26 protein-coding genes and 1 pseudogene are annotated in these 25,589 nt (G+C 61.1%); 14 read left to right on the top strand and 13 right to left on the bottom strand.

Features of this window, described 5'->3' with window-relative positions:
• Positions 1–17 precede the first annotated feature (17 nt).
• Both PQQ95_RS20485 and PQQ95_RS20480 read left to right on the top strand, forming a co-directional pair.
• Positions 18–569, top strand: coding sequence for a molybdenum cofactor biosynthesis protein MoaE (locus PQQ95_RS20485; RefSeq protein ID WP_408439877.1), 552 nt, complete (start codon positions 18–20; stop codon positions 567–569).
• 55 nt (positions 570–624) lie between these two features.
• Positions 625–882: a MoaD/ThiS family protein gene (locus PQQ95_RS20480; RefSeq protein ID WP_408439874.1), complete on the top strand. Its 258-nt coding sequence runs from the start codon at positions 625–627 to the stop codon at positions 880–882.
• Positions 883–974: 92 nt separating this feature from the next.
• Here PQQ95_RS20480 and PQQ95_RS20475 read toward each other — a convergent pair whose 3' ends face one another.
• Positions 975–2,402, bottom strand: a complete 1,428-nt coding sequence (locus PQQ95_RS20475; RefSeq protein ID WP_408439872.1) for an aminotransferase-like domain-containing protein — start codon at positions 2,400–2,402, stop codon at positions 975–977.
• 273 nt (positions 2,403–2,675) lie between these two features.
• Here PQQ95_RS20475 and PQQ95_RS20470 point away from each other — a divergent pair, with 273 nt between their 5' ends.
• Positions 2,676–3,665 (top strand): LysR family transcriptional regulator, encoded by a 990-nt coding sequence (locus PQQ95_RS20470; RefSeq protein ID WP_408439870.1) that lies wholly within the window; start codon positions 2,676–2,678, stop codon positions 3,663–3,665.
• A gap of 217 nt (positions 3,666–3,882) precedes the next feature.
• On the opposite strand, the gene PQQ95_RS20465 is transcribed toward PQQ95_RS20470, so the two are convergent.
• Entirely contained in the window at positions 3,883–4,686 is an 804-nt protein-coding gene (locus PQQ95_RS20465; protein WP_408439867.1) for a family 1 encapsulin nanocompartment shell protein, read from the bottom strand.
• Positions 4,679–5,734 (bottom strand): Dyp-type peroxidase, encoded by a 1,056-nt coding sequence (locus PQQ95_RS20460; RefSeq protein WP_408439865.1) that lies wholly within the window; start codon positions 5,732–5,734, stop codon positions 4,679–4,681. The genes PQQ95_RS20465 and PQQ95_RS20460 overlap by 8 nt, the downstream gene beginning before the upstream one ends.
• A 653-nt stretch (positions 5,735–6,387) precedes the next feature.
• Here PQQ95_RS20460 and PQQ95_RS20455 point away from each other — a divergent pair.
• The 3 genes and pseudogenes from PQQ95_RS20455 to PQQ95_RS20445 form a co-directional block, all read left to right on the top strand.
• Positions 6,388–7,284: pseudogene (locus PQQ95_RS20455) on the top strand (LysR family transcriptional regulator); the annotation flags it as partial.
• A gap of 9 nt (positions 7,285–7,293) precedes the next feature.
• On the top strand, positions 7,294–7,857 hold the full coding sequence (locus PQQ95_RS20450) for a DUF1269 domain-containing protein (RefSeq protein ID WP_408440070.1): 564 nt from the start codon (positions 7,294–7,296) through the stop codon (positions 7,855–7,857).
• A 157-nt stretch (positions 7,858–8,014) separates the two neighbouring features.
• The gene (locus tag PQQ95_RS20445) at positions 8,015–8,455 is read left to right on the top strand and encodes an ester cyclase (protein WP_408439863.1); all 441 of its coding nucleotides are present in this window, start codon (positions 8,015–8,017) and stop codon (positions 8,453–8,455) included.
• A gap of 50 nt (positions 8,456–8,505) precedes the next feature.
• On the opposite strand, the gene PQQ95_RS20440 is transcribed toward PQQ95_RS20445, so the two are convergent.
• The 5 genes from PQQ95_RS20440 to PQQ95_RS20420 form a co-directional block, all read right to left on the bottom strand.
• Positions 8,506–8,649, bottom strand: coding sequence for a hypothetical protein (locus tag PQQ95_RS20440; RefSeq protein WP_408439860.1), 144 nt, complete (start codon positions 8,647–8,649; stop codon positions 8,506–8,508).
• Positions 8,650–8,864: 215 nt separating this feature from the next.
• Positions 8,865–10,016, bottom strand: a complete 1,152-nt coding sequence (locus PQQ95_RS20435) for a CmpA/NrtA family ABC transporter substrate-binding protein (protein ID WP_408439858.1) — start codon at positions 10,014–10,016, stop codon at positions 8,865–8,867.
• A 10-nt stretch (positions 10,017–10,026) separates the two neighbouring features.
• Positions 10,027–10,602 (bottom strand): ANTAR domain-containing response regulator, encoded by a 576-nt coding sequence (locus PQQ95_RS20430; RefSeq protein WP_408439855.1) that lies wholly within the window; start codon positions 10,600–10,602, stop codon positions 10,027–10,029.
• 228 nt (positions 10,603–10,830) lie between these two features.
• Complete coding sequence (locus tag PQQ95_RS20425) at positions 10,831–12,648, bottom strand: tetratricopeptide repeat protein (RefSeq protein WP_408439853.1); 1,818 nt, start codon at positions 12,646–12,648, stop codon at positions 10,831–10,833.
• Between the two features lie 502 nt (positions 12,649–13,150).
• Positions 13,151–14,389, bottom strand: a complete 1,239-nt coding sequence (locus PQQ95_RS20420) for a cyanate transporter (protein WP_408439851.1) — start codon at positions 14,387–14,389, stop codon at positions 13,151–13,153.
• A 278-nt stretch (positions 14,390–14,667) separates the two neighbouring features.
• Between PQQ95_RS20420 and PQQ95_RS20415 the strand changes: the two genes are divergently transcribed.
• On the top strand, positions 14,668–15,390 hold the full coding sequence (locus PQQ95_RS20415) for a GntR family transcriptional regulator (protein ID WP_408439848.1): 723 nt from the start codon (positions 14,668–14,670) through the stop codon (positions 15,388–15,390).
• Between the two features lie 340 nt (positions 15,391–15,730).
• Here PQQ95_RS20415 and infA read toward each other — a convergent pair whose 3' ends face one another.
• The 3 genes from infA to PQQ95_RS20400 form a co-directional block, all read right to left on the bottom strand.
• Positions 15,731–16,003: a translation initiation factor IF-1 gene (gene infA, locus PQQ95_RS20410; protein WP_012427521.1), complete on the bottom strand. Its 273-nt coding sequence runs from the start codon at positions 16,001–16,003 to the stop codon at positions 15,731–15,733.
• Positions 16,004–16,138: 135 nt separating this feature from the next.
• The gene (locus PQQ95_RS20405) at positions 16,139–16,420 is read right to left on the bottom strand and encodes a hypothetical protein (RefSeq protein WP_095421108.1); all 282 of its coding nucleotides are present in this window, start codon (positions 16,418–16,420) and stop codon (positions 16,139–16,141) included.
• A 581-nt stretch (positions 16,421–17,001) separates the two neighbouring features.
• Entirely contained in the window at positions 17,002–17,220 is a 219-nt protein-coding gene (locus PQQ95_RS20400) for a hypothetical protein (RefSeq protein ID WP_028194708.1), read from the bottom strand.
• A gap of 348 nt (positions 17,221–17,568) precedes the next feature.
• Here PQQ95_RS20400 and PQQ95_RS20395 point away from each other — a divergent pair, with 348 nt between their 5' ends.
• From PQQ95_RS20395 to PQQ95_RS20370, 6 genes are all read left to right on the top strand, one after another.
• Positions 17,569–18,213, top strand: a complete 645-nt coding sequence (locus tag PQQ95_RS20395) for a helix-turn-helix transcriptional regulator (RefSeq protein WP_169484638.1) — start codon at positions 17,569–17,571, stop codon at positions 18,211–18,213.
• A gap of 326 nt (positions 18,214–18,539) precedes the next feature.
• Entirely contained in the window at positions 18,540–19,829 is a 1,290-nt protein-coding gene (locus tag PQQ95_RS20390; protein ID WP_408439846.1) for an NAD(P)/FAD-dependent oxidoreductase, read from the top strand.
• A gap of 15 nt (positions 19,830–19,844) precedes the next feature.
• Entirely contained in the window at positions 19,845–20,402 is a 558-nt protein-coding gene (locus PQQ95_RS20385) for a helix-turn-helix domain-containing protein (protein ID WP_408439844.1), read from the top strand.
• Between the two features lie 176 nt (positions 20,403–20,578).
• Positions 20,579–21,925: a glutamine synthetase family protein gene (locus tag PQQ95_RS20380; protein WP_408439841.1), complete on the top strand. Its 1,347-nt coding sequence runs from the start codon at positions 20,579–20,581 to the stop codon at positions 21,923–21,925.
• A gap of 191 nt (positions 21,926–22,116) precedes the next feature.
• On the top strand, positions 22,117–22,311 hold the full coding sequence (locus PQQ95_RS20375; protein WP_408439838.1) for a DUF1653 domain-containing protein: 195 nt from the start codon (positions 22,117–22,119) through the stop codon (positions 22,309–22,311).
• A gap of 67 nt (positions 22,312–22,378) precedes the next feature.
• Positions 22,379–22,573 carry a YqaE/Pmp3 family membrane protein gene (locus tag PQQ95_RS20370; protein WP_028194701.1) on the top strand — a complete coding sequence of 65 codons (195 nt, stop codon included), beginning with the start codon at positions 22,379–22,381 and terminating at the stop codon, positions 22,571–22,573.
• 14 nt (positions 22,574–22,587) lie between these two features.
• Here PQQ95_RS20370 and PQQ95_RS20365 read toward each other — a convergent pair whose 3' ends face one another.
• Positions 22,588–22,902, bottom strand: a complete 315-nt coding sequence (locus tag PQQ95_RS20365) for a 2Fe-2S iron-sulfur cluster-binding protein (protein WP_408439836.1) — start codon at positions 22,900–22,902, stop codon at positions 22,588–22,590.
• A gap of 186 nt (positions 22,903–23,088) precedes the next feature.
• Between PQQ95_RS20365 and PQQ95_RS20360 the strand changes: the two genes are divergently transcribed.
• Positions 23,089–23,337: a hypothetical protein gene (locus tag PQQ95_RS20360; protein ID WP_408439833.1), complete on the top strand. Its 249-nt coding sequence runs from the start codon at positions 23,089–23,091 to the stop codon at positions 23,335–23,337.
• A gap of 217 nt (positions 23,338–23,554) precedes the next feature.
• Here PQQ95_RS20360 and PQQ95_RS20355 read toward each other — a convergent pair whose 3' ends face one another.
• Positions 23,555–25,549 (bottom strand): sigma-54-dependent Fis family transcriptional regulator, encoded by a 1,995-nt coding sequence (locus PQQ95_RS20355; RefSeq protein WP_408439831.1) that lies wholly within the window; start codon positions 25,547–25,549, stop codon positions 23,555–23,557.
• Positions 25,550–25,589 lie beyond the last annotated feature (40 nt).

Raw genomic sequence — 25,589 nt, 5'->3', positions numbered from 1 at the left:
CAGACCGGAGCGCTGCCATGACAATACCGTCGCCTAGTGATCGCGCACACGCTGAGGCAACGCATGCCAGCGTGTGTGCAAGCGACCCGGCGTTTGTCGGGGCCACTATCGCGTCGGGCTTCGAAGTGCGCGTCCAGCTTCAGCCGATCGATATCCAGTCGGAGATCATGCCGATCACGCGCAATCCCGACGTAGGCGCCATTGTCAATTTCCTCGGCGTGGTGCGTCATTGCGGCGATTTCGACGACGTCGTCGCGCTCGAACTTGAGCACTATCCGGGGATGACCGAACAGTCGTTCGGCAGCATTGTCGAAGAGGCTATCGCGCGATGGCGTCTGGAGGCGGTGAAGATTGTGCATCGGGTGGGGCGTGTCGCGCTCGGCGAGGCGGTGGTCCTCGTCGTGGTCGCCGCGCCGCATCGACGGGCGGCATTCGACGCGTGCGAATTCCTGATGGACTTTCTGAAAGCCCATGCACCGCTGTGGAAAAAGGAAATCCGCCGCGACGGTGAGGTCAGATGGGTCGAGGCCAAGGCGCGCGACGAGCAGTCGATGCTGCGGTGGGGTTGATGCGCAATTTACCTGCATCACGCACCTCCATCGCACCGGCAACAGGAATAGACGAATGAAACTCACCATCAGATATTTCGCCAGTGTTCGTGAACAGCTCGGCATTTCGCAGGAGATCGTGCACATCGATGCGCCCGAGCTCCCCGTTGACGGCCTGCGGCTCAGGCTCGCATCGAGAGACGAGCGGATGGCCGAGGCACTGCGCGCGGGCCGGCCGCTTCGCACGGCCGTCAATCACGAGATGGTCGCCGACACATTTGTCGTGCGCGAGGACAGCGAAATCGCGTTCTTTCCGCCCGTCACGGGGGGCTGAGGCCAGCCCTGGTAGATCCAGATCGAACCGCACGGGGCTCGCCCGTGCCGGCACGCGTCAGGCAGCAGCTATCGGTTACCCAACCGCGTCTTTTAACGGGCGCACATCGCAACAAGTTTGCCGACGGTAATCACCGCCTGTTCGATCTCGCTCGACCACGGGCTGCTGTAATTGAGGCGGATGAAGTTCCGATAGGTCGTCTCCGAGACCGAGAACATGTAGCCCGGCCCAATGGTGATGCCTTGCTCGAGCGCGAGGTTGTAGAGCCGCATTGCATCGACCTTGAGCGGCAGTTCGATCCACAGCACGTAGCCGCCCGCGGGGTTGGACATGCGGGTGCCTTCGGGAAAGAAACGCGAGACGGTGGCCTTCATCAGATTGGCCTGCTGCGCATACGCTCTGCGAACCCTGCGCAGGTGATGCTCGTAACCATCGCGCGCCAGAAATTCCGCGATCGCCATTTGCGGAATCGACGGAGACGTCAGCGTATTCAGAAACTTGAGTTTCTCGACTTGGTCGCGGTATCGGCCGGGCAGCGCCCAACCGATCCGGTAGGCTGCCGTGAGGGTCTTCGAAAACGACCCGCAGTGAAGCACCAGTCCCTTCGTGTCGAAGGACTTCAACGTGCTGGGATGGGTGCTGTCATAGTGAAGCTCGTTGTAGACCCCGTTCTCGATGACCGGAATATCCCGCTTCGTCAGCAATTGCATGAGTTCGCGCTTGCGTTCGTCCGGCATCAGAAAACCCAGCGGATTCTGGAAGTTCGGCATCACCATGCAGGCTGTGATGGTCTGGGATTCCATGATCGCGGCGAGCGCTTCGATATCGATGCCATGCTCCGGATGCGTCGACACCTCGATCGCTTTCATGCCCATCCGTTCGATGGCATGGAGCATCGCGTAGAAGGTCGGCGACTCGACGGCAATCACGTCGCCCGGTTTCGCGACCGCCTGAAGGCACAGATTGATCGCCTCGGTTGCGCCGACCGTGATGATGATCTCGTTCGGATCGACGGCCATGCCGTTCTCGAGGTAGCGGCGCGCGATCTGGCGCACGAGCGCCGCATTGCCGGGCGGCAGCGCGTCCGTTACGCCCCAGCGCGTCTTGCCGCGTCCCGCGTCGTAAGCGTAGCGATTGAGCCTTTCGAAGGGAAACAGGCCCGGGTCGGGGTAGGGCGAGCCGAGCGGCACGGCGTCGTCGACACCGATCGAGCGCAAGGTGGACAGCACCAGCCGGCTGACGTCGACCGGCGACGAAATCGGGATCGGTTTCGATGGCCGGAGTTCGAGCGTCTTCCGTTCACCTCCGTCGCCCCGAAAGTTGACAAAATAGCCCGACTGCGGCCTCGCGGTTAGCAAGCCCCGGCTTTCGAGCAGCAAGTAGGCGCGGATGACGGTCGTCACGCTGAGCCGATGCTGCTGGCTGGTCTGCCGTACCGACGGCAGGCGTTCGCCATGCCCGTACACGCCTTGCCGGATCAGCTTCTCGATGTCGTCTGCCAGCTTCTCGTAGAGATTCATCCGACGATTCCCTCAGCGTTTCGCAGCGTCACCTGATATCGGCCTCTCCCCTGGCTGGCCCGCACCCGCGTCGCCATGCCGCCGCCCGGTGCAGGGAGCGTAGCAGAACTGTACTGACTGGCGTCGGCCCGATGTGTGCACTCTGCGACTGATGCCCCGCCCTTAACCTGTTCTCCATCGAATACGCATAGGCAGGTCGCCATTTCAGGACCTTTTGATGCGTAAGAACGGACTCGAACAACACGAAATCGGCACCGAGGGAGGGTGGGCACTATGAATCTGCTAGAAGCCATGCGGATTTACGTCAGGGTGGTTGAGCGCGAGAGTATCTCCGGCGCGGCAAGGGACCTCAATATCGGCCAGCCGGCCGTCAGCGAACGTATCGAACGGTTGGAGAAATACCTTGGCTGCCGGCTCCTGCTCCGTAGCGCACGCGCTTTCAACTGCACGCCGGAAGGCCTCACCTTCTACGAGCGTAGCAAACGGATTCTGCATGCGGTGGAGCAGGCGGTCGCTGAGGTGTCGAACGACGAGCAGGGGCTCAAGGGAACGATTCGCATCGCCGCGCCTCATTGCTTTGGTGAAACGGTCGTGCCGGAGGCGTTGACGCGGGTGCGCGCGGCCTATCCTCAACTGGACCTGGAGCTGGTCCTGAACGACAGGATCGTCGACCTCGTGACGGAGGGCGTCGATATTTCGTTTCGTCTTGGGCAGCTTGGAGAAGGGGCATTCATTGCCCGTCAACTGGGGCAGGTGGGCCGCATTCTGGTTGCTGCGCCGGGTTATCTGAGCCAGCACGGTCCGATCACCGAGCCGTCCGAACTGGTCAAGCATCCGTTTATCCGGGTCCAGGGCATGTTCGGCACGGAACAGTTGCCGCTCAGGCACAGGGCGACCGTCGTGGAGAGCGCGCCGATCCGTACGGCGGTCAGAACCAGTCATTGGCGGCCCATGTACGAAATGATCCTCTCGGGTGCGGGCATTGGGGTGCTGGAAGAACCGGCGTGTGTCGAGGCGCTCGCCGCGGGCCGGCTCGTGCGCATACTGCCGGAATTCGAGGTGCTGCCCTTCGATCTGAATGTACTGATCCAGGCGCAGCGTCCGGTGCCGCCCCGGGTGCGGATGCTTGTGACGATGTTGAGAAAGTGCACGTCGGAAATCCTGGAGAGAGTGCACGTCGACTGCAGTGAGGTGACAGGTCGTTTTGAAGTGCTTGCCGACGACGAGGTGTCGGCACTTCTAGCGCCGTCGTTGCGGGCCTGAGCCTGCCGGGTCACTTCAATTTGATTATCGGCAATTCGCCGGTTTGATGCATCCCGATGCGTTCCGATTCTAAATATCGGTTCACGCCGTTTCTCGGTTTAGTCGGCGATAGACGGGGGGATTGACTTGATAGGATCGGCGCGATCGAAGGGGGCTTCGAAAAAAGGCATTCGATAAAGCCCGGAAGACGCAGTCAATCCGGGCTTTATGCGGGTGCTTATTCGGCTTGCGTCAACGAGACCGATGCTTCGCTCGTCAGCATCAGGAATGTCAGCGTTTCGCACAGATAGAGGCGCACGACCGTGTCGGTGTGGCTCACGTATCCAATCGACAGCTCTTCGCCAAGGTGCAGCTCGAAGTCGCCGCCGCGCGTGGATAGTACGCTGCCGCCGGCAAGCGCGGGCGCCCAGATGATGTCGCCATTCACGATCCGCTTGATGTGTTCGATCACCGGATAACCCTGATCGCGCGCCTCGCCGAGTGCCGTGTACGCGTCGGCGCCGAGCAGCACGGAATAGGGCCCGTCGACACCGGCAAGCCGCAGCTCTTCGAGCGCGTTGCTGATCGTGTTCGGATAGTCGCTGACGTCGGCCGGCAGTGCGAGCACCGGATTCGACGAGCCTTCGCGAAGGCCGCCTATGCCCGCAGCTTTATATCCATCGAAGATCGCGCGATCTTCGGCGTACGCGAGCTGCTTGGCTGCCTCCTTCGCGGGCTGCCAGTCGGCATCTTTCGCGCCGCGCAGGACGCTGTCGATCGCTTCGCGCTGCAGTTCGAACGGCACGGTCAACTGGACGAGGCTCTTTACCTCGGCCAGTTTCGCCACGACGCCCTGCTGCGGCGCGGCGATCGTGATCTGGTGGCCCGTGCCGACAGCGGACAGCTCTGTTCCCCCCGGACCCTTGACGTCAACCACACGACGGCCGGCGACGCTGCGCTTGAAAGTGCGAGCCACTTCATCTTCGATCTGCGACCAGGCGGCACGGGAGATTGGAGCAAGCTCGCGATGCAGGTTATTCATGTTGAGAGATTCCCTTGAGAGAGCCAATATTCAGCGAGCCGTCATGACGCGGCTCGGCGGACGAAGCAGGTTCGGGCTGTGGCTCGACAGCGGCGGCAGCTTGCGGATCGAGATCGGCGAGCGCCTCGAGCAAGGTGGCCGACGGCACGAAGAAGAGACTACCCGTGACCGCGCGGCTATAGTCGAGCAGCCGGTCGTAATTGCCTGGCGGCCGCCCGACGAACATGTTTTCCAGCATCTGCTCGATGGGCTGGGGCGAACGGGCATAACCGATGAAGTACGTGCCGAACTCGCCCATGCCGGGGCGGCCGAACGGCATGTTGTCGCGGAGGATTTTCACCTCCTCGCCGTTCTCGGTGATCGTGGTGAGCGAGCTGTGCGAACACGAGGGTTTGACCGCTTCGTCGAGTTCGATGTCGGTCAGTTTCGTACGGCCGATGATGCGCTCCTGGGTCTCGACGGACAGGCCGTTCCAGCCGGTCATGTCGTGCAGATACTTCTGCACGATGACATAACTGCCGGCCTCGAACGCCGGATCCTCGTCGCCGATGAGGGTGGAATCGACGGCCTTGCGACCCGCCGGGTTCTCGGTGCCGTCGACGAAACCCACCATGCTGCGCAGATCGAAGTTGCGAAAACCGTGTATTTCGTCGACCACCGAGATCGCAGCGCCGAGCCGTCCTGTCAGCTGCGTGGCGAGTTCGAAGCAGAGATCCATCTGATCCGCGCGGATGTGCAGCAGGATGTCGCCCGGCGTACGCACGGCGCGACGTTCGCCCTCGCCGAATTCGCGAAACGGATGCAGATTCGCCGGGCGCGGCGCGCCGAACAGGGTGTCCCACACGTCGGAGCCGAAGCCGACGACGCACGACAGGTTGCCGGAGGGGACGCGCTTGCCGACCGAGCGCACCAGGGCGGCAACGTCCCCACACCACGCGCGCACCTGTTCGGCGGCGTCGTCGCCCCCCGCGAAGGTCGCGACGATGAAGATCGCGCTACGCGTGATGTCATTACAAACGGCTTGCGATTCTGGGGTGTCTTTGGGCATCGGATTGAATAGGGATGAACCGTTATTGATGTCGGGAATGGCGCGAATGTCTTTCCGTCTTCGTGATCGTCAGTTTAAGGCGTGCGCAGATTTTTCGTCCGGATGGTGCGCATGGGTTGTTGCCGCAGACACACGCGAAGCGTTGCCTCGTCATCAGGTGATACGCAGCGATACGTGACATTGTTGATGTTCGACGATAGGTCCGGTGATGTTATACCGCCCAGGCATTTTATGGAAACAGTGCCAAGGCATTGAATGAGTTCGAATGTAGCATTTGGAAGCCAGATTGACGATCCGGTTGCGTTTCGTTGCTTTCCGCTGCGTTTCGTATAGCCCCCGCCGACAACGCATCAAGCGGCGTCAGGCGAGATCGTGTGCCGATAGCGTTTGACATTGTTTTGTCGAAAATCTCTGCTTCTCATTCGATACTTCATATCGGGTATGGCGGTCTTTTATTCTCCTGTCATATCGTTACCATCCGGTTATTCAGGGGCCGTCTATCTGATTTCCGTCTCTCCGAGGGTTTTCCACGCGACGTTGTATTCAGCGGTTCACGGCGGCCAATAGTCTGAAAATCCTTTCGTTCAGACCTGTTTGTCGAAGCAGGTCAGGTGGTATCGAATAATTCGCATTGCGAATGGAGGCCGGGTACGGTGAATCTGCTCGAAGCCATGCGTATCTACGTGAGGGTGGTTGAGCGTGGGAGTTTCTCCGGCGCGGCAAGGGACCTCAATATAGGGCAGCCGGCTGCAAGCGAACGTATCGAGCGGTTGGAGAAATACCTTGGCTGCCGGCTCCTGCTCCGTAGCGCACGCGCTTTCAATCGCACGCCCGAAGGGGTGACCTTCTACGAGTGTAGCAAGAGGATTCTGCGCGCGGTGGAGCAGGCAGTCGCTGAAGTGTCGAACGATGAGCAAGGCCTCAAGGGGACGATTCGTATCGCGGCGCCCCATTGCTTTGGCGAGACGGTCGTGCCGGAGGCGTTGACCCGGGTGCGCGCAGCCTATCCCCAACTGGACCTTGAACTGGTCCTGAACGACAGGATCGTCGACCTCGTGACGGAGGGCGTCGATATTTCGTTTCGTCTTGGGCAGCTTGGAGAAGGGGCATTCATTGCCCGTCAACTGGGGCAGGTGGGCCGCATTCTCGTTGCTGCGCCAGCTTATCTGAGCCAGCAAGGCCCGATCACCGATCCGTCCGATCTGATCAAACACCCATTCATTCGTGTCCAGGGCATGTTCAGCACGGAACAGTTGCCGCTCAGGCACAGGGCAACCGTCGTGGAGAATGTGCAGATCCGTACGGCGGTCAGAACCAGTCATTGGCGGCCCATGTATGAAATGGTTCTCTCGGGCGCCGGCATCGCGGTGCTGGAAGAGCCGGCGTGCGTCGAGGCGCTCGCTGCGGGCAGGCTGGTCCGGATACTGCCGGGTTTCGACTTGCCGCCATTCGAACTGAATCTCCTGAGTCAGACCCAACGCCAGATACCCGCGCGGGTGCAGCGGATTGTGACGATGCTGAACCACTGCACGCCGGACATTCTCAGCAGGGGGCGCGCGATGGTTAATGCGTACTTCGACCGATGCCATGAATCGGACATAAACACATGGCGCGGCCGACGAAACTCACTATCTTTGATAGACAACGTTAGCGATACGAGGAGCGATCAAATGGCGCAACAGTTGATTGTCGCGATTTTCGACAACGTGGACATTGCCGAAAGAGCCGGCCGGGATTTCCGGAACTTTGAAGAAAAAGACCTTGGTTTCAAAGTCGAGAGCGGTGTGCTGGTTCAAAAGGACGCTACCGGCAAACTGATCGTGCTCGATAAGCATACCCGGCCGTTTTGGGGCACCGTGATCGGCGCGTTGACGGTCGGACTGATCGGGCTGATGGGCGGACCGGCAGGGGCGATACTTGGTTTCACGATAGGCGCAAGCGGTGGACTGGCCGGGCATGCGATCAAGGAAACGCTCGACAGCGAACTGGTCGAATCAGTATCCAGCAAGCTCACCCCGGGCAGCGTTGCGTTCATCCTCGAGGCGCAGGAGGCTTCACCGTTTGAAGTCGACAATATCGTGCTCGGCTATGGAGGGCACGTTGTTCGCAAGCCACTGGCCTGAGCGCAAGCACGGAGCGCGCGAATGCTCGTCGAGGTAGACTTTGGAACAAACCAGACGGATGCCGCCTCAGATGTCTGCTGCCAATAGATAGGCCGGCATTCGTGCAGCATGGTTCGGTCCAGATTTTGTCGCGAGCCTACTTCAGGAGTAACCGAACATGACCCTACCGGCCAACGAAGATGTTACCCGTCAAGCGATCGAAGGGTTCTATCGCGCCTTCGAGCAGAAAAGCGTCGCGTTGTTGCGAGAAGTCGTCACCGCTGACTGGGAATATATTCCAGAACCCCCCGGGGCGGCGCCGGGACCTGACCAGATGAGTCAGGTGTTTGCCGAGATCACCACAGCACTACCCGATATGAAAGTCACCATTCTCGACTTGTTGATTCATGGGAACCGGGTGGGGGTTCGTGCGGAGATCAGCGGCACGCAAACCGGGAAACTGCTTGGCATTGCGGCAAGTTCGAAGCCCATTAGTTTCGCGATTCACTCTTTCCATGAGACGCGCGGCAATTTGATTGCGAAAACATGGCACCTCGAGGACTGGCTATCCGTGTTCCGGCAACTTGGACAGTTACCGAAAACGCTCGAGCGGCCTTGACAGGCGGCATGGTGCGCCCGCACGCATAGGTGTCGGGGCACGCGTGAATGCTAATGATGCATAGCCGCGGCAACCAGCAGGTGGAACGGCAACACGAGCAGCCCTGTGCCGATAACGCCGAGCAGCCACAATGCTATGAACCATAACAGGCTTTGGCGGGACGCCTTGCCGGTATCACGGCTTGTTTGTGACATGGCATTCCTTCTGTCGGCTAGTGATGCTGGTTACCCAATCGGGCCCGCTTGAAGTCTCACCTATGTGTAGACGCTGCAGAGTCCTGTTTGCATCGGTGTTAGTTCAAATATGACGCTAACGGTCGTTGCGTTTACCTGATTCATTCTAGGCTACTGGACGGCAATGTTTAAGGCCGCGTGGCGATCTCGTCTCAACCGCAATGCATATGCATATGCTATGCGCGAATAGCGAAGCGATGTGCGTAGGCGCCGGATGGCGTATCGCTACCCCATACCGTACCGTCGATTAGCACTTGGGAACCCTCATCGCCCGGCACCGCTATGCCGACGCGTGCAGCCGCCTCACGATACAACTGCGTCTGGTTGATGTGCGCCGCGATCTCCGCGTAGTCCGCGCGTGCGTCGATCATGCCCCAGCGTTCGAATTGCGTGAGGAACCAGGCACCGTCGGCGGCGCGAGGGTAGTTCACTGCGCCATTGTCGAAAAACCGCACGGGTAGTCCGCGCGGCGCCGAAGCCGCGATCTCGTTGCCGAGCCGCGTCGCAATCAATGTCTCATCGATACCGATGAATTCGGGCCGCGCAAGCCAGCGTGCAATTTCCTCGCGATGTCCCGCGCCGTCGAGCCAGCGGCATGCTTCGAGCATTGTCTGCACCAGCGCGCGCGCCGAGTTCGGATTGGCGCTGACAAAATCACGCCGGCACGCCAGTACTTTCTCGGGATGATCGGGCCACACCTCGCTCGTATAGGCGACCGTTCTACCGACACCCTCCGTTTCGGCCATCGCATTCCACGGTTCGCCGACGCATAGGCCGTCGAGTTTGTCTTCGGCAAGCGCGGCGACCATTTGCGGCGGTGGAATCACGACGCTCTCGATATCGCGCAGCGGATGCACGCCTTGCGACGCCAGCCAGTAATACAGCCACATCGCGTGCGTGCCGGTGGGGAATGTCTGCGCGAACATCGGCTTGCGGCCGAGCGTCGCCAGCGCCTTGGGCAGCGTGCCGTGTGCGGCCAATGCATCGGCGAGACGGTTCGACAGCGTGATCGCCTGGCCGTTGCGATTGAGCACCATCAGCAGGGCCATATCCGCTTGCGGACCACCGAGGCCGAGTTGCACGCCGTAGACGAGCCCATAGAGCACATGCGCCGCATCGAGATCGCCTGACAGGAGCTTGTCCCGCACGGCGGCCCATGAAGGTTGCCGGCACAATTCCAGCGTCAAACCATGTGCGTGGCCGAATTCAAGCAGCTTCGCGGCGACGAGCGGCGCGACATCGGACAACGCCACGAAGCCGAGTCTCAGATGAGTTTTCTCGAGCGGCGTGGGCGCGGACGATGAGGTGAGCGGGGCGGAAGAGTTCATGAGCGGCGCTTCATTTATGCGAGTCTGCGGACGCGACGACGGCGCGCGCGACTTCGGCGAGTTTGACACCCTGGTTCATCGCACGCTTGCGCAGGGTCGCGTACGCGGCATGTTCGGTGATTTTCTGCTGATCCATCAGGAGGCGCTTGGCGCGATCGATCAGCTTGCGTTCCGCGAGTTCGTTCTCGACCTGCGCGAGGCGTTCGCGCAACTCAGACTCCTGCGCAAACCGTGCGAGCGCGACTTCGAGAATTGGCGCAAGCCGCTCCGTGGCGAGACCTTCGACGAGGTAGGCCGTGACCCCCGCACCGACCGCAGCGCGGATCAGCTGCTGGTTCGCGTCGTGACTGAACATCAGCACCGGACGCGGCGCGGTGGCATTCATGACCGCGAGTTGTTCGAGCGTGTCGCGCGAGGGCGATTCCGTATCGATGATGATGACGTCCGGCCGTTCGCTCTGAACCACGCGGTGCAGCGCTTGCGGCGTCGCCGTGCCGGCAAGCATCTCGTAGCCAAGTCGTGCGAGGGCATCGCGCAGATCGCCAATGGGCTTATCGGTATCGGTGACGAGCAGGACGCGCAGCATGGGGTGGGGGTGATGGACGGCTGGCTACGGATAAAGCAACCTGTATGCCAGAAGACGGACGCTGCGGTGAAAGTCGTGCATTCATGGGCTTACGGACAGTGCCGATAATGGAGCGTGCACCCGAACGAGGCATGCGACGGGAATGCACCTGAGCGGCGCATTGTGCATGGAACGTGAGCTGGTATCGGTTCAGTGCCGCTTTGCCGCTGCTGATAGCGAGGCAAAATCTCACTCAACGCAAACTTGGGCGGCTGGTGTGTCCCGCCACGCCAGCAGCGCATCCTGCACTTCCTTGACAACGGGATCCCACTCGCCAAGCGTCTGCTGCCGGAACAGGCGCATTGACGGATACCACGGACTATCGGTTCTGCCGGTCAGCCATCGCCACTCGGAATAGGCGGGGATGAGCACCCAAACAGGAAGTCCGGCTGCACCGGCAAGGTGGGCGACCGACGTGTCGACCGTAATGAGAAGATCGAGCGTCTGAAGTATCGCTAACGTATCGGTGAAGTCATTGATTGTGGGCCCCAGCGTGTGCAAGTCGCAGTCGTGCGCGATGCTTTCGCTTTCATGCTCGCGGTCGCCTTTTTGCACGGAATACCAGGTGATCCCACGCAGACCGAACAAGGGCTTTAACGTCTCTAGCCGGATAGAGCGATAGCGGTCGAGAACGTGGTGGGGGCTGCCCGCAAATACGACGCCGATACGTTTGTGATGGGCATGTTTTCTACGCGGGGAAACAGCGTCGAGATGAGCCTGCCAATTGCGTACTTTTTCCGGCGTTGCGGCGAGATAGGGCATGACGACGGGAAGCATGGGTAAATCGAGTTTCATATGCTCCGGTATCCTGAGCATGTGACAGAAGTAGGCATAAGGTCCCGGCGGCACAGCGGTCAATACAGTCCGCACGCCCTTCATGCCGGCCGCCAGTTTCGCTATCGGCGGACTGACCAGCACGTCGACCGTCGCCCCCTGCCGGTGCAGCCACTCGGCGAATCGGATGAACTGTATTTCGTCGCCGCGACCCTGTTCGCCGACGAGCAGGAACTGGCAACCCGCGACGGGTTCACCGTTCCACTCAGGAAAATCAGGGCGAACTAGCTCGTTTTCCCGCTCGGGGAATTCGTAGAACCATCTGTATTGCTTCCAGCCTTCATCGAATTCGCCAAGGGCAAGCAGCACACCCGCGAGGTGGAATTGCAGATAGGGGTTATCCGGCAGACGTTGTGCCGCTGTCATGCTGTGTGGCCGACTGTCGATGACATTGCCGCTTATGCTTAATGCTCTTGCCGCGTTGTGATGCAGAAACGGGTGTTGCGGATCGAGGGTGAGTCCCTGCCGGGCTACGCTGAGTGCATCGCTGAAACGGTCGTGTGTGTTCAACACGAACGCGAGCGAGGTTAGCGCTGCGGCGTCGTCAGCAAAGCGAGTTCTGATCTGCGCAATAGCTTCGTCAAGCTGATGTGTGCGGCAGGCTTTTGCCAGTGCGGCGATCAGGTCCAGTCCGTCTTGCAGGCTGGTCGCGTCGAGCATCCACGCGCGTAGCCAATAGTTCGCAGCGTCATCCACTTTCCCGAGTTGCGTATTGATCCGGGCGAGCATGCGAACGGCGTGATGCAATTCGGGTTCGATTTCAATGGACTTTTCGTAATGGGTGATTGCCTCGCTGAGGTGGCCGGCCAGCCGCAGGGAGTCGGCAAGATTTCTGTGGAGACTGGCGGTATTGCCAGACAGGCTGATCGCGTGCCGATAGAACGTTTCGGCCGATGCGTGATCGCGCCTCCATGCGGCAAGCAGGCCCGCGTGTTCCCATAATTCGGCCCGCTCAGGAGCGGCTTGCAATGCCTGTTCCAGATATCCGCGCGCCGAATCCATCTGGTTCGCGTGAATACAGGCGAGTCCCATACGGTGTAGTGCGTGTGCATCATGAGGGCGTACGGCTAGTGCCTTCCGATAACCGCTCATTGCGTCGGTCATTCGCTGCGCGGAAAAATGCGCATCCGCGCGCGCGATCAAAGCGTTCGCGTCTGCGTCATCATGAATCATTGCATGCTGGGGGAGGGTGGAAATGATTGCCCCTGTTTTTATGAAGTAGTCGTACAGTGGTTATTGGTGACGCCACATCTCCATGCCACTCTTCGGTCCGTCAATGCAATCTATTTTTTGACTACATAAAGATTCCTAAATAATTATCCTGAGCGACGACATACTTGCTATGTGACCTTCTGTGGCTATTAATCGGCCAATCGGGTTCTTGTGTTGGGGTGCAGGCAATAAATAGCGTGTGTATGAGAATAAGTAGCCTGGTTGATGTAAACAATCAGGAGTATCTATTTGTCCATCAGATAACTTACCTGTCGCGTAAGACTATCGACGTGTGTCCACGCAGACCGACGTATCAAATCAGTCCGGTGGCTAAGGTAGGGGATGTGATGGAGGAGGTAAACGTGCTGGTTGCGCACCGGACGGCACGTATCGCGCCGGTGGCTGAGCGATGGCTTCCACACTGCCGCGTCAGCGTGAAAGCACCAGGACAAAGTCTGCCGAATCAACTCCATTTCGCATAACTGCGCGGCGAAAAGAAGAAACTCACGGCGATCATGGCCGCAACGCCACCGGCCAGCATGACCCAGGCGGCGCCGAAGCCGCCTGTCCAACTCCGGACCATGCCGGCAAAAACAGGCGCAATGGCCGCTACAACAAAGCCAACCCCTTGCGTGAACGCGACGAGCTTTCCCGCCACACTGTGGTGAGTCGAATGATCCATCGCCGTAACAAGCGTCAGCGAGAACGTCCCGCCAAGTCCTGCGCCCGTGACGCCGACCCACACCAATGGCGCGACATCGGGCCAGAAGATCAATCCAAGCAAGCCGACCAGTTGCGCCGACAATCCGAGAATCAACCAGGGGCGCCGATCGCGAAACGATGCAGCAGCAAGGGGCAGCAGTAGGGCGGCGATCGCTTGAAACACCGTCATGCCGGCAAGTAGCGAACCGCTATCCGCCACGCTCGCGCCATGTTGCTGATAAAACGCCGGCAACCACGCGATGAGCGTCGTATAGCCGCCGTTAACGATGCCGAAGTACAACCCGAGCGTCCACGCGCGCCGCTTGCGCCAAAGCGAGGGAACCAGCGCGTTTGCCGGAGCAGGCTGCGTCGCGGGGCCATGCGAAGGTCCCCGGTTCAAACCCAGCCAGCACAGCAATGCCACGACAGCGGGAAGAGCCCATACAGCGAGCCCTGCATGCCACGACCCCGACGCAGCGCTTACCCACGGACTCAAGCGCGCTCCGAGGCCGCCGCCACCCATGATCGATGCCGAGAAAACGCCCATCGCCAGCGGCACGCGTGCAGGAAAACGTTGTTTCATGACGGCGGGTAGCAAGGCCTGGATCGCTGCAACACCGACGCCCGCGAGTGCCGCCGTCGCAAGGAGCGCTGCGCCGCTGGTGGTCGACCAGCGGGCGCCGCAGGCAAGTGCGATCGCCAGCAAACCGAGCGCAACCCCGCGCGTTTCACCGATCGACCGGCTTAGCGCGCTAGCGCCGAACGCGCCGATGCCCATTGCGACAACCGGCAGACTGGTCAGCAGCGACGCGCCGTAGAAGCTCAGCCCGGTTGCGCCGCGGATCGTCGTCATCAAGGGGCTGATCGACGTTAGCAAGGGGCGCAGATTGACGCCGATCACGATGATCGCGCATAGCCATAGCGCGTCCCGCCGCGTAAGTGCGTGGGATGCGTCGTTGGCATGGTGTTGGGGCGAGCTGACGCTGGAGTGCGAATTCACAATAGACCTGAATGCGGGAGTGGGCGACGCCTTGCGAGCGGGAAGAGGGCGCTGCGCAACCGGCTGCGGCAAGACGGCTCAAGTCTGGAGCAGGGTCGAAAAAACTGTCCGAGACTATTTTGGTCAACCATAATAACTTAAAATGGTTAACCATTTTTCTGATGCCCGGTATAAGTCCCCGTCTCGGCGGATGGTGTCCGCCGTCTCGCGTCGCTACAATGCCGGGCGATATCGCTCCGTTCTCCGTCACTGAATTCATGGCCTCCCGTTCCTCTCGTATGCCGTCCGCCGACGTCGGCCTACCCATTCGCAGCGCGTCCGAAGACGACTCGATCAGCGTCGAAGAGTGCATTTACGCATCGATCACGGCTGCGTTGTTGCAAGGCCGCTTGCGGCCGGGCGCGCAACTGGTCGAGCGCGATCTTGCCGCCGCGTTCGGTTGCACGCGCGGCGCGTTGCGCAAAGTGCTCGCGCGGCTGGGTTTCGAAGGCAAGCTGGTGCTCGAGGCGAATCGCGGCGCGTTTGTGCCGTCGCCATCGGAAGAAGATATTCGGCAGGTGTACCGTGCCCGGCAGATTGTCGAGGCCGGCATCATCGCCGCGTTGTGCGGGACATTGAGCGCGGCGCACAAACGCCGCCTGCGTGCCCATGTGCGTAGCGAGGAAAAGGCTTTGCGCGCGGGCGCGATCGAGGAGTCCGTGCGGCTGGCGGGTCAGTTTCACGTGTTGTTGACGGAACTGGCGGGCGGTACGGAATTGCTTGGCCTCGTCGGACAACTCGTCGCGAAGACCGAGTTGTACAAGGCGTTGTTCGACCCGTCGAAGGGTTCGACCTGTTCCGCCGACGAGCACACGCAAATCATTGAAGCGCTCGATGCAGGAGACCTGCATGCCGCCTTGACAGCAATGCGCGAACATTTGTCGGAACTGGAGGGGCGGGTGATCGAACAGGTGCGCAAAAGCGCCGCAGGAGAGAATCTCGGTGCGGTGTTCGGGCTATAGGGAAAGGACGCTGCGCAGTGCGCAAGGTGCAGGACACCCGGCTGCGGCGGACGGCGCGAGGCGTCAAGGCCGACGGTCGTTGATGCGATGCGCGAGACGAATCAGCAAGCCGATCTGTCGGTCAGGCGTAGCGTGCAACGGGTAACACGGGTATAGCGAGTGCAACTCATACGACGCCGCAGCGCGCCGCTCGGGCTCGAGTCAACGAATCAAGCCGGAGGAAGGCGCGCGAAAGGCTTCGCGAACTACAAACCAGCAATAACTAGCAATAGGTCACGCAAAGATCGATCAAAAATGAGCCAAATAAGCAGCTCAATGAGCGATCAGCGTGCCGCCAGCCTTAACGGCGACGGAATTGCGTGTTGCGTGCGCCGCCGCCACCGGTGGCGCGCTCGTCTTTGTGACGGAAATTGATCCGGCCTTTGGTCAGATCGTAAACCGACAGTTCCAGCGTCACGCGGTCGCCCGCGAGAATACGGATGTGGTTCTTGCGCATGCGTCCGGACGCGTAAGCGCCAACCACGACGCCGTTGTCGAGCGTCACGCGGTAACGACTATCCGGAAGTACTTCGTCGACGATACCGTCAAGTTCAAGCAGTTCTTCTTTCGCCATGCATAACTCCTGGTCGATGGGATAAGTGGGTGTTGGCCGCACGGCTTAGCCGCCTGGCGCAACATCTGATACGGTTGACAGTTGGCTTTCAGGCCAGCTGTATTGCGGCAACAGCGGATTCGCTGATAGTACCGCTCAAAGATCGGCGACGGACTGGCCGTCTACACGGCCGTCGATCAATTGCTCGGCATGGGCCATGCACGCAATGCGCGCCTTGCCCGTGCCGTCGAACGGAAACAGATACTGCAGACGGAACACACGCCCGTCGGCCGCCGGATTGGCGCCCACGCGGCAGATGCGCACCGACGCGTCGTAACCTGCGTCCGGATTGCGGCTCGTCTGACCGTCCGTCGGGCGGCGCGGATAGACGAGCGGATGAATTTCGTAACCCTTGTACGTCTTGACAGCTGAATTCATGAAGCACGTGTCCTGTATTACGTGGCCCCTGTGTCACGCGTGTTACGCGCGACACAACAGGCCCGGCAGCGCAGCACCTTGGGGCGCGCCGCCATGGAAAAAGGTTGGCACAGGCCCAGTGGCAAGGGCATGAGCGCGACCGCGCAAAGTCGCGGATTCGATGGAGAAGAAACACGCTGATGTCGCGCAGACATCGGGCGCGTGAATGAACCACTCAGCTACACAACTCGCGACGGCGAATGCAGGCGGCGCATTGCCGGAGTGACGGGATCGCTGACTGGCAGCGGTCGAACAGTCGGGGGTGGTGCGGAGGCGCCGATTGATACTGTGCCGGGTACTGCCGCTTGTATTCCCGCTTCGCTTCTATTTACCGCTTCTCATCACGATAATGCGGATGCGGAATACAGCTATTCCAATATGATGCACTAAATGGGGCTAATTGGATAGCAAAAACTTCCGCGTGCGGACAAACCGCCCAGCCGGCGGGGCTTTGGGCGAAAAAGGGTCACCGCGGACGGCGCACCGGGCATGAGCCGCACGCCGTGTGTGAAGTGGCGTCGTAAGGACGAAGGCGGCTAGCTTCAGCGGGTGGTTTCGGCGACGCGCTTCTGCAACTCGCGTGAGGCTGCGAGCGGAATACGTGCGTCATCCCAGCCGGCCAGCCATTCGACTTCCTTCGAGGTAAAAATCTGCCCGTGATTGCGCAGCGTGTACTGCAACGAATCGATGATGTGATTGCGGATGATTTCCGGCGTGCCTTCGTCATCGAGCACGGCGCGAAACGCTTCGAGCGTGGCCATCGGTTGCTCCGTGAAATAGAGGATTCTTTTATCGCACGAAAAAAAAGCGCCCGCCAAGCGAACAAAAATCGCCGGGTGCGGATGCAACAACCGCAACGGGCGGACCGCGTGCCGTCGAGCGCTCATCAAGGTGCAACGCGCGATGCGGCCCCGCAATAAAATAGCCGCTGCGAATTCGCTATGCGTTCGCGGTCGTCGTCGCTGATTGGGGTCGTTACAATGGCGAGTTGCCGCGCCTGGCTGTCCGGCTTCATTGTGCTTATGCCGTCTGCCGGCCATAACCCCGGCGTCCTTTTGGCTCAGTGAGACGAAAGCGGCGCTGTATCCCTGGAACACTGCGATTTCTCAATGCGCAAGACAACCGTCTCTCCTGTGAAGGACCTGCTGCTGGACCGCTACGCACCGATTGCAGACGGCATCGCTGCGCTGTTCTATCCGTGTGCCGAAGTCGTGATTCACGACCTGCGTGACCAGACCATCGCGTATCTCGTGAACAATCTGTCGAAGCTCGAAGTTGGCGGCCCCTCGGTGCTCGACGAAGTCCATTACGCGGCGCGCGGCCGGACGATCGGGCCGTACGAGAAGCTCAACTGGGACGGCCGCCGCATGCGCTGCGTGAGCAACATCCTGTTCGACGACGACGGCAAGCCGGCCGGCATGCTGTGCGTCAACTTCAACATCGCGGTGTTCGAAGATGTGCGCTCCACGCTCGATCTGTTCATCAAAGGCGGCAATCTGACGGACGCGCCCGCGGAGGAACTGTTCCGCGACGACTGGCAGGACCGCATCAACACTTTCCTGCACACCTGGCTGCGCGAGCGGCAAATCGGCATCAATGCGCTCACGCGTGAGCACAAGCGGGAAATCGTCGAGGCGCTGCATGCGCAGGGCGCGTTTCGCGGCCGCAGTTCCGCGAATTACGTGGCCGCCGTGCTGACAATGGGGCGCGCCACCGTCTACAAGATTCTGAAGCAGATGAAAGAGGGCGGCTGACGACCCTCAGCTTCACGCGGGCGCCCCAACCGGCGGCACGGGGCTTCGACCCTCGCCCGCGCCACGACCGGTAGACAGTCGACGCAAATGCCTCGTCCGGCGACCGCGAGTAGCGCTCGAACGTAACGAAGCGGTCCGCTTCATCACCGCACTGTCGTGTCTGCTACGACGAACCCGCCTATCTGAAATCGACATCGCCCTGCGTACTTCATCGGCCTCCTGTCTTTGCTCGATATGGAGACGCTTTAGTCCATGCTTGCCTCCGTGAAAAATTAATGCTATTTTTTCATGAAATTAGCGATTGAATTTTTCATGAGGCAGCGCCGATGTTCCATCAGTCCGCCGAGCATGTCGCGAGCTACTACGCGCGCACCTATCCGGGCCCGATTCCACGGCGCCCGACTTTGGAAGAGCGCCTCGACACCGAGGTACTAATCGTCGGCGCAGGTTTCAGCGCCTTGCACACGGCGCTGCGCCTCGCGCATGCGGGCAAGCGCGTCACCCTGCTCGAGGCGAGCCGGGTGGCCTGGGCGGCGTCCGGGCGCAATGGAGGCCAGGCATTGCTCGGCTGGTCCTGCGATATGCCGCCGCTGGAAGCCGCGCTGGGGCTGGAGCGCGCCCGCCAGTTATGGGACAGCATGCGCTGGGCCGCCATGGAGATACGTGAGCTGCCGGCGCGCCACGGCTTCGATGCCGACTACCGCGCCGGCAGTTTGTGGGCGGCGGTGCTGCCGCGCCGCGTTGCCTTGCTGGAGCAGGTCCGGCGGGAGGCCGAGGAAAAGTGGGGCTACGACCGGATGCGCTTCATTCCCCGCGAGGAGATGCCTGAATGGATTGCGAGCGAGCGCTACCATGCGGCGCTCTACGATCCCGAGGCTGGCCACCTGAATCCGCTGAAGCTGGCTCAAGGTCTGGCGGCGGCGATCGAGCAAGCCGGTGGGCGCATTTTCGAGCAGAGCCAGGTGCTGGACTACCGCGAAACGCCCGGCGGTTACGTCGTGCGAACTCCCATGGGAGAGGTGCGGGCGGACGCGCTGGTGCTCGCCTGTAATGCCTATATTGACCGCCTCGATCGAAAACTTGCCAGGCGCATGCTGCCGGTCGGCACCTATCAGGTGGCCACGTCGCCGTTGGGGCCGGACGTGGCCCATTCGCTGCTGCCGCGCAACAGCTGCGTGATCGACAATCAGTTTGTTCCCGACTACTTTCGCCTCAGTCCTGACAACCGCCTGCTATTCGGCGGCGGTTGCACCTACGCGGGCGGCATTCCAAAAGATATTGCGGCGGCTACCCGGCCTTACCTGGAACAGGCGTTTCCGCAACTGCGCGGGGTCGAACTGGAGTTTGCGTGGGGCGGCCATATCGATATCAGCATGAAACGCACGCCCGATATTGGCCGGCACGGCGAGCGCTACTGGCTGCAAGGCTATTCGGGGCACGGTGTGCTTCCCACGCTCGCCGCTGCCCGGGCAGTCGCCGACGCCATCCTCGGTGACGACGAATTGCTGGGCCTGTATCAGTCCATCGGCAATCCGCCTTTTCCCGGCGGCGCGTTGCTGGCGGCGCCGCTGGAGGTCATTGGCAAGACCTGGTATCGTCTGCGCGATAGAGTCTGAGAGAAGAGGCGGAAGATGAACAAGCAGGAAGAAATTGAAGGTCTTGCGATACTGATTCGGGACCTGCGCAAGCACAAGAAGGTGACGCTGGGCACACTGGCGGAAAAGATCGGCCGGTCGGTGGGTTTTCTCTCGCAGATCGAGCGCGGCCTCTCGCGTCCGACCGTGGGCGATCTGACCGCCATCGGCGAGGCCCTGGGCGTACCCACCACCTATTTTTACAGCCTGAGCAAGCCGCGCGCTTTGCCTTGGGTGACCCGGCCGGATGAACGCCGCACCCTCTATTACGCCGAGGGCATAACTGACGTGTTGGTGTCGCCGAACATGTCAGCGGGTTTTTCGATGCTGGAAAGCCACCTGGCCCCCGGCGCCAGCAGCGGTGACAAACCTTTGAACGACAGCGACGAGCAAGGTGGCTTCGTCCTCGAAGGCGAGTTGACCATCTGGCTGGACGACGAGGCGCAGCCGGTCACCCTTGGCGCAAACGACGGCTTCCAGGTGCCGGCGCATGCCCGGTTTCGCTACGCCAACCTCTCTGGGCAGCCGACACGGGTACTTTGGGTGTTCACCTAGAATCCCGGCCGAACGTGGGCGCCGCAGGGGACGCTACGCGGCATGAAAATTTGGATGACTAAGTAGCAATGTCATGCACGCTACGTTCCAGTTATGACTTCGGCCTGCCTGCCTCGGTCCACGGCCACTTTGCACTGAATCTCAATCATCACCTATTGCGTGAGAAGGACAACACCATGACTTCCCCCAGCGCCGATCTGCTCAGCGAAGTGCGGGCTTTCCGTGCGGCCTGTCCCGAGGTGCGCTACGTCGACCTCATTTGCCTGGATATCCCCGGGCACTTCTACGGCAAGCGATACCCCGTGGACATGCTCGAGAAAGTCGCCGCCGGCAGCCTCCTTAAGCTGCCGCAGAACTGCATCCTGCTGGGCGCGCAAGGCGGCTTGTACCCGATCGGCGACTATTGCTTCAACGACGGCGATCCGGATGCCGTGCGCCGCCTGATTGCCGGCACCCTCAAGCCCGTGCGATGGGAAAGTCAGCCGTTGGGGCAGATGTTGATCAGTTCGGACGGCACGGAGGCGCCCATCGAGTTCGAACCGCGCGAGGTCCTGGCGCGCGTGCTGAAGCGCTTCGAACGGCGCGGCATTCGCCCGGTCGTGGCCTTCGAACTCGAGTTTTATCTGTTCGACGCCAGACTCGCCGACGGTCTGCCGCAGTTCCCACGCGATCCGTTCTGTGACGACAGGGACGATCAGCCGAACATGCATATCGAGCGATTGTCGCGATTCTCCGGCGTACTCAACGAAATGGTCGAAGCCACGCGCGAGCAGGGTGTCGATGCCACCGTGATCACCGCTGAACTGGGACCGGGGCAGTTCGAGATCAACTTTGGCCACAACGACGATGGTCTGCGCGCCGCGGACTGGGCCGCCTTGTTCTGCCGCAGTACGCGCGGCGTGGCGATGAAACACGGCTACCGCGCCAGCTTTATGAGCAAGCCTTATCTGCAGGCGCCGGGCAGCGGCATGCATGTGCACGTCAGTCTTTACGACGAGGCCGGCAACAACCTGCTGGCCATGGACGGCAGGCGGCCGCTGCGCCATGCCGTGGCCGGGTGCCTCGCGCTGCTGCCGCATTGCATGCCGGTGTTCGCGGCCAATCACAACGCTTTTCGCCGCTACGGCTGGAAAGCGAATGCCGCCAGCCGTGGCAGTTGGGGCTTCGAAGACCGCGACGCCTGCATTCGCATTCCCGAATCGGATGATCGCAACCTGCGCATCGAACATCGCGTGGCGGGCGCCGATGCGAACCCCTACCTTGTGCTGGCCGCTATCCTCACCAGCATGGAACACGGTCTGGATGCCGCTCGCGAGCCCATCGCGCCGCTCAATGAGGACCGCGGGAGCGGAATCGACTTCCCGAAAGACATGCTCGCGGCCGTCGCCGCGATGCAGAATCATCCGGTGGTGCGCGAGGGAATGGGCGAAGAGTTCGTCATGGTCTACTGCGAGAACAAACGGCAGGACCATCTGGATTTCATGGACGAGGTGAACGCGCGGGAATACCGCTGGTTTCTTTGAACGCCAGGGTGTTTCACTGTTCGGCAGTCATGTGTCGCGACTGTCGATAGCGACAGCGCAAGCCCGCGTCAGTGATTTTTCGCGCGGCGGCACGCGATTACAATGACGGTCGCAACAGAACCGCGTGCCCGGCTTTCGGGGATGCCGGTCCGTTTATAAAGAAATCCGTTGATCCCCACAGGAGGCGTTGGATGGTGCGTTATCGACACTACAAAGGCGGCATCTACGAACTGGTTTGCGAGGCGACGCTGGAGTCCGATCCGACAGTCACGATGATCGTCTACAAGGCGGCCAATGATACGATCTGGACGCGTCCGGCTTCGGTGTTTTTCGAGCTGGTCGAAGTCGACGGCGTCAAGGTGCCGCGTTTCGCACCGGTCAATTAGGCGGCCTCGTTCAGCGATCGCGTGCGAAGATCGTGTATCGCCGTGTCAATACAAACAGGAAATCTGAATGCGTCTATTGCTTGCCATCATTCTGCCGTGGTTTCAGTTCTTTACGATCGGCCGGCCATTTGCCGGCATCATCTGCCTGATCTTGCAGATCACGCTGATCGGCTGGATTCCGGCCGCGATCTGGTCCGTGTATGCATTGAGCCAGTACAACACCGACAAGAAAATCGCCCGGGCAATGGGCAACGGCCGCTAAGGCTGAATGCGAAGTTATGCGCCGGGCGGCGGAAGTTCAACCGCCTCCGGCGCTTCGATCACCACGTCGGTTTCCGCGATCGCCACGCATGGCAGGCTATAGCCCTCCGCTTTTTCTTCGCGACTCAAACCTGGCCATTCGATCGTGTAGCGCACGCGTCCCGCCGTCATTTTGCATAGGCATGTGCGGCAGGTGCCGTTGCGGCACGAGCGCGGCAGACGCAGATTCGCAAAGCCGGCGGCTTCGAGGATCGTGAGCGAATCGGGTGCTTCGAAACTTTGTCCGAGCGGTTCGACGCGAACGAGAGGCGAGCGGGTGGAGTCGGACATCGTGTGAACGGGTGACGGATTGCGCCACACTTTACACGTATCAGCCGGTCACTTGCCTGATTTGGAAAGTCGACTTCCCAACCCGAGGGTGTGTTGCAATCTGCCCGATAGAAAGCGGTACGTGGGGATTTTTCCATGCGACGGCGGACGGATTCGATCCTGACGTTGTGCCGGATGTCCCCCGAGGTGAGTGCCGACGACCCAGAACAACGCGATGTTGCGGTGATCGCCTCGGAGGCGGTGATCTGGGCGTTGCTGGACGGCAGCATGAAGTTCGAGGCGGCTTCGACGGCGGGTCTGGTTATCGTGGATGCCCTTCCACCAGAAAAAGCGCGTCTGCTCGATGCGTTAGCTGAATCGTTCGGAAGCGGCAGCCCGATCTTCCTGCCGAAATACAATTTGACAGAAGGACACGCCGCCGACACGCCCATTTAAAACGATGGAAGATGAGGACTGTTTTACTGACAGCCATTGGGTAATTTCGGAAAGCGTCAGGCAGTCCTCGAATCTTCGAGCAACCCTGCACGTTTTCGCCGTTCTGGCTTGGCTGCTTCAACTCGTGTGGCAGGTATCCGATGAGCGATAGAGCGTACCCGCGCTCTTCGGGTACCCGTTGCCGAAAGCGAAGCAGGTATCCGGTTGACCGGCTATGTCAATGCGTCGTGTCCCCGCGCCGCAAATACCGGTACACCGTATTTCGCGCAAGCCCCAACTCGCGTGCCGCCGCCGACACATTCCCGTCGAGTCGCGCGAGCGTTCGCGCAATCAGCGCGGCCTGCCAGTCTTCCATTCGTGCGGGCGACGCATCCTCCCGAGGCGCGACCGGTTTTTCGCGCCCGTTACCGCCATCGCCGTTGCTCGAACGCCCCACGGCCGGCTGGATGTTTACGTTGACCGCCGCATCCGCGCAGTCCTGCAGAAAATCTTCCGGCAAATCCTCGAGTTCGATCTGCGCCGTGCCTTCGGCCATGATGCTTGCCGTGCGCAGCACGTTAGCCAATTGCCGCAGATTGCCCGGCCAGCGGCATTGCGCAAACCGTTCCAGCACTTCATCGGATACGCGGCGCGGTAACCGCTCGCCATCCGGCTGCAATGCCAGCATGCGCTCGACTAGCGCCGCCAGATCGCTGCGCTCGCGCAGCGCCGGCAAGGTGACGACCAGACCGTTGATCCGGTAATACAGGTCTTCGCGGAAGGTGCCGGCTTCGATCATCGCGCGCAGATCGCGGTGGGTCGCGCAGACGACGCGCAGATCGACCGGAATCGCCCGCGTGCCGCCAAGCGGCACAACGGTGCGCTCCTGCAGCACGCGCATCAGCCGCACTTGCTGGGCGAGCGGCATATCGCCGATCTCATCGAGAAAAAGCGTACCGCCGTCGGCCTGCACGATCTTGCCGACACTGCCGCGTTTCTTTGCGCCGGTGAACGCGCCGTCCTCATAACCGAACAACTCCGCTTCGATCAGCGTATCGGGTAACGATGCGCAATTCAGCGCGATGAAGGGCGCGGCCCGCCGCGGCGAATCGTGGTGGATCGCACGAGCTAGCCACTCCTTGCCGGTGCCGGTTTTGCCGAGTACGAGAATCGGAATATCGCGTCCGCGCAGCTTGGCGACTCTGCGCAGGATCGCGGACACCGTTGCATCGCCGGTATCGAGCGTTTCGAGTGTGGCGAGTGGCGCCGCCTCGCAGAGCTGAGCCGCAGCACGCGTGACGTTGGACGTGGCCGTACGCGTTGCGTCGGCAAAGCCTTCTGCCGAGGCAATGTAGCGGGGGGCTGCAAATTCGCCGCGCGCGACCACGCGCACGCCGCTCGGCAGCGTCAACTCGATACTTTCGCCCGGCGCGCGGGCGATCTGCTGCAGCACTCTGGCCAAGGCGGTGCCGAACAGCGCGTCGAACGGTTGTCGTAGCAACTCGGCGAGCGGCCGCCCGAATTGAAACAGCGCGCTGCGATTCGCAGACAGGAAGGTGCCGTCCGGCGCGAACGCGGCGAGTCCTTCGTACAGCGTGCCGATGAATTCCGCGCGCGCGTGAAAGTGAATGCGAATGGCGTCGACGAATTGATTGGAGAACAGATGATTTTCGATCATCTGCGCCGACATCCGCACGAGCGCGAGCGTGTGCTTGTGGAAGCCGCGCGTGTCGCCGCTGACGTCGAGTGCGCCGATGGTGCGCCCGAACGGATCCGCGATGGGCGCGCAGGAACAGGTGAGAATCCGGTTCGCGTGCAGGAAGTGCTCGCCGGCGTGCACGACGGTCGGCTGCCCGTCGATCAGGGCGGTGCCGATCGCGTTCGTGCCGCGATCCGCTTCGGCCCATGACACGCCCGGACACAACGCGACGCGATTGGCTTTTTCGACGAAGTCGCTGTCGCCGAGACTGTGGAGAATCACGCCGTGACTGTCGGTGAGCAGCACCATGCTTTGCGTGTCGACGATCTGCGCGTGCAACGTCTCCATGACAGGGAGCGCGTGGGTATAGAGCGACTGATTGCGATCGACGAGTTCACGCAGCGCAAGGCGGCGCAGCGGATGAAAGTCCGGCGTTTCCGACGCACGCAGGCCGACTTCGAGCGAGCGGGCATGAGCTTGCGCGATGACATCTGGCCGCCCAATGGTGGGCGGCGTGGCAGGACGATGGCTCAAAGCATGTCTCCGGGTTATCGGACCCGGCGGGTGCGTTGCC

The organism is Paraburkholderia caffeinilytica, assembly GCF_046030355.1.
GTDB classification, from domain to species: domain Bacteria; phylum Pseudomonadota; class Gammaproteobacteria; order Burkholderiales; family Burkholderiaceae; genus Paraburkholderia; species Paraburkholderia caffeinilytica_B.
This window is presented reverse-complemented; position numbering and strand designations above follow the sequence as displayed.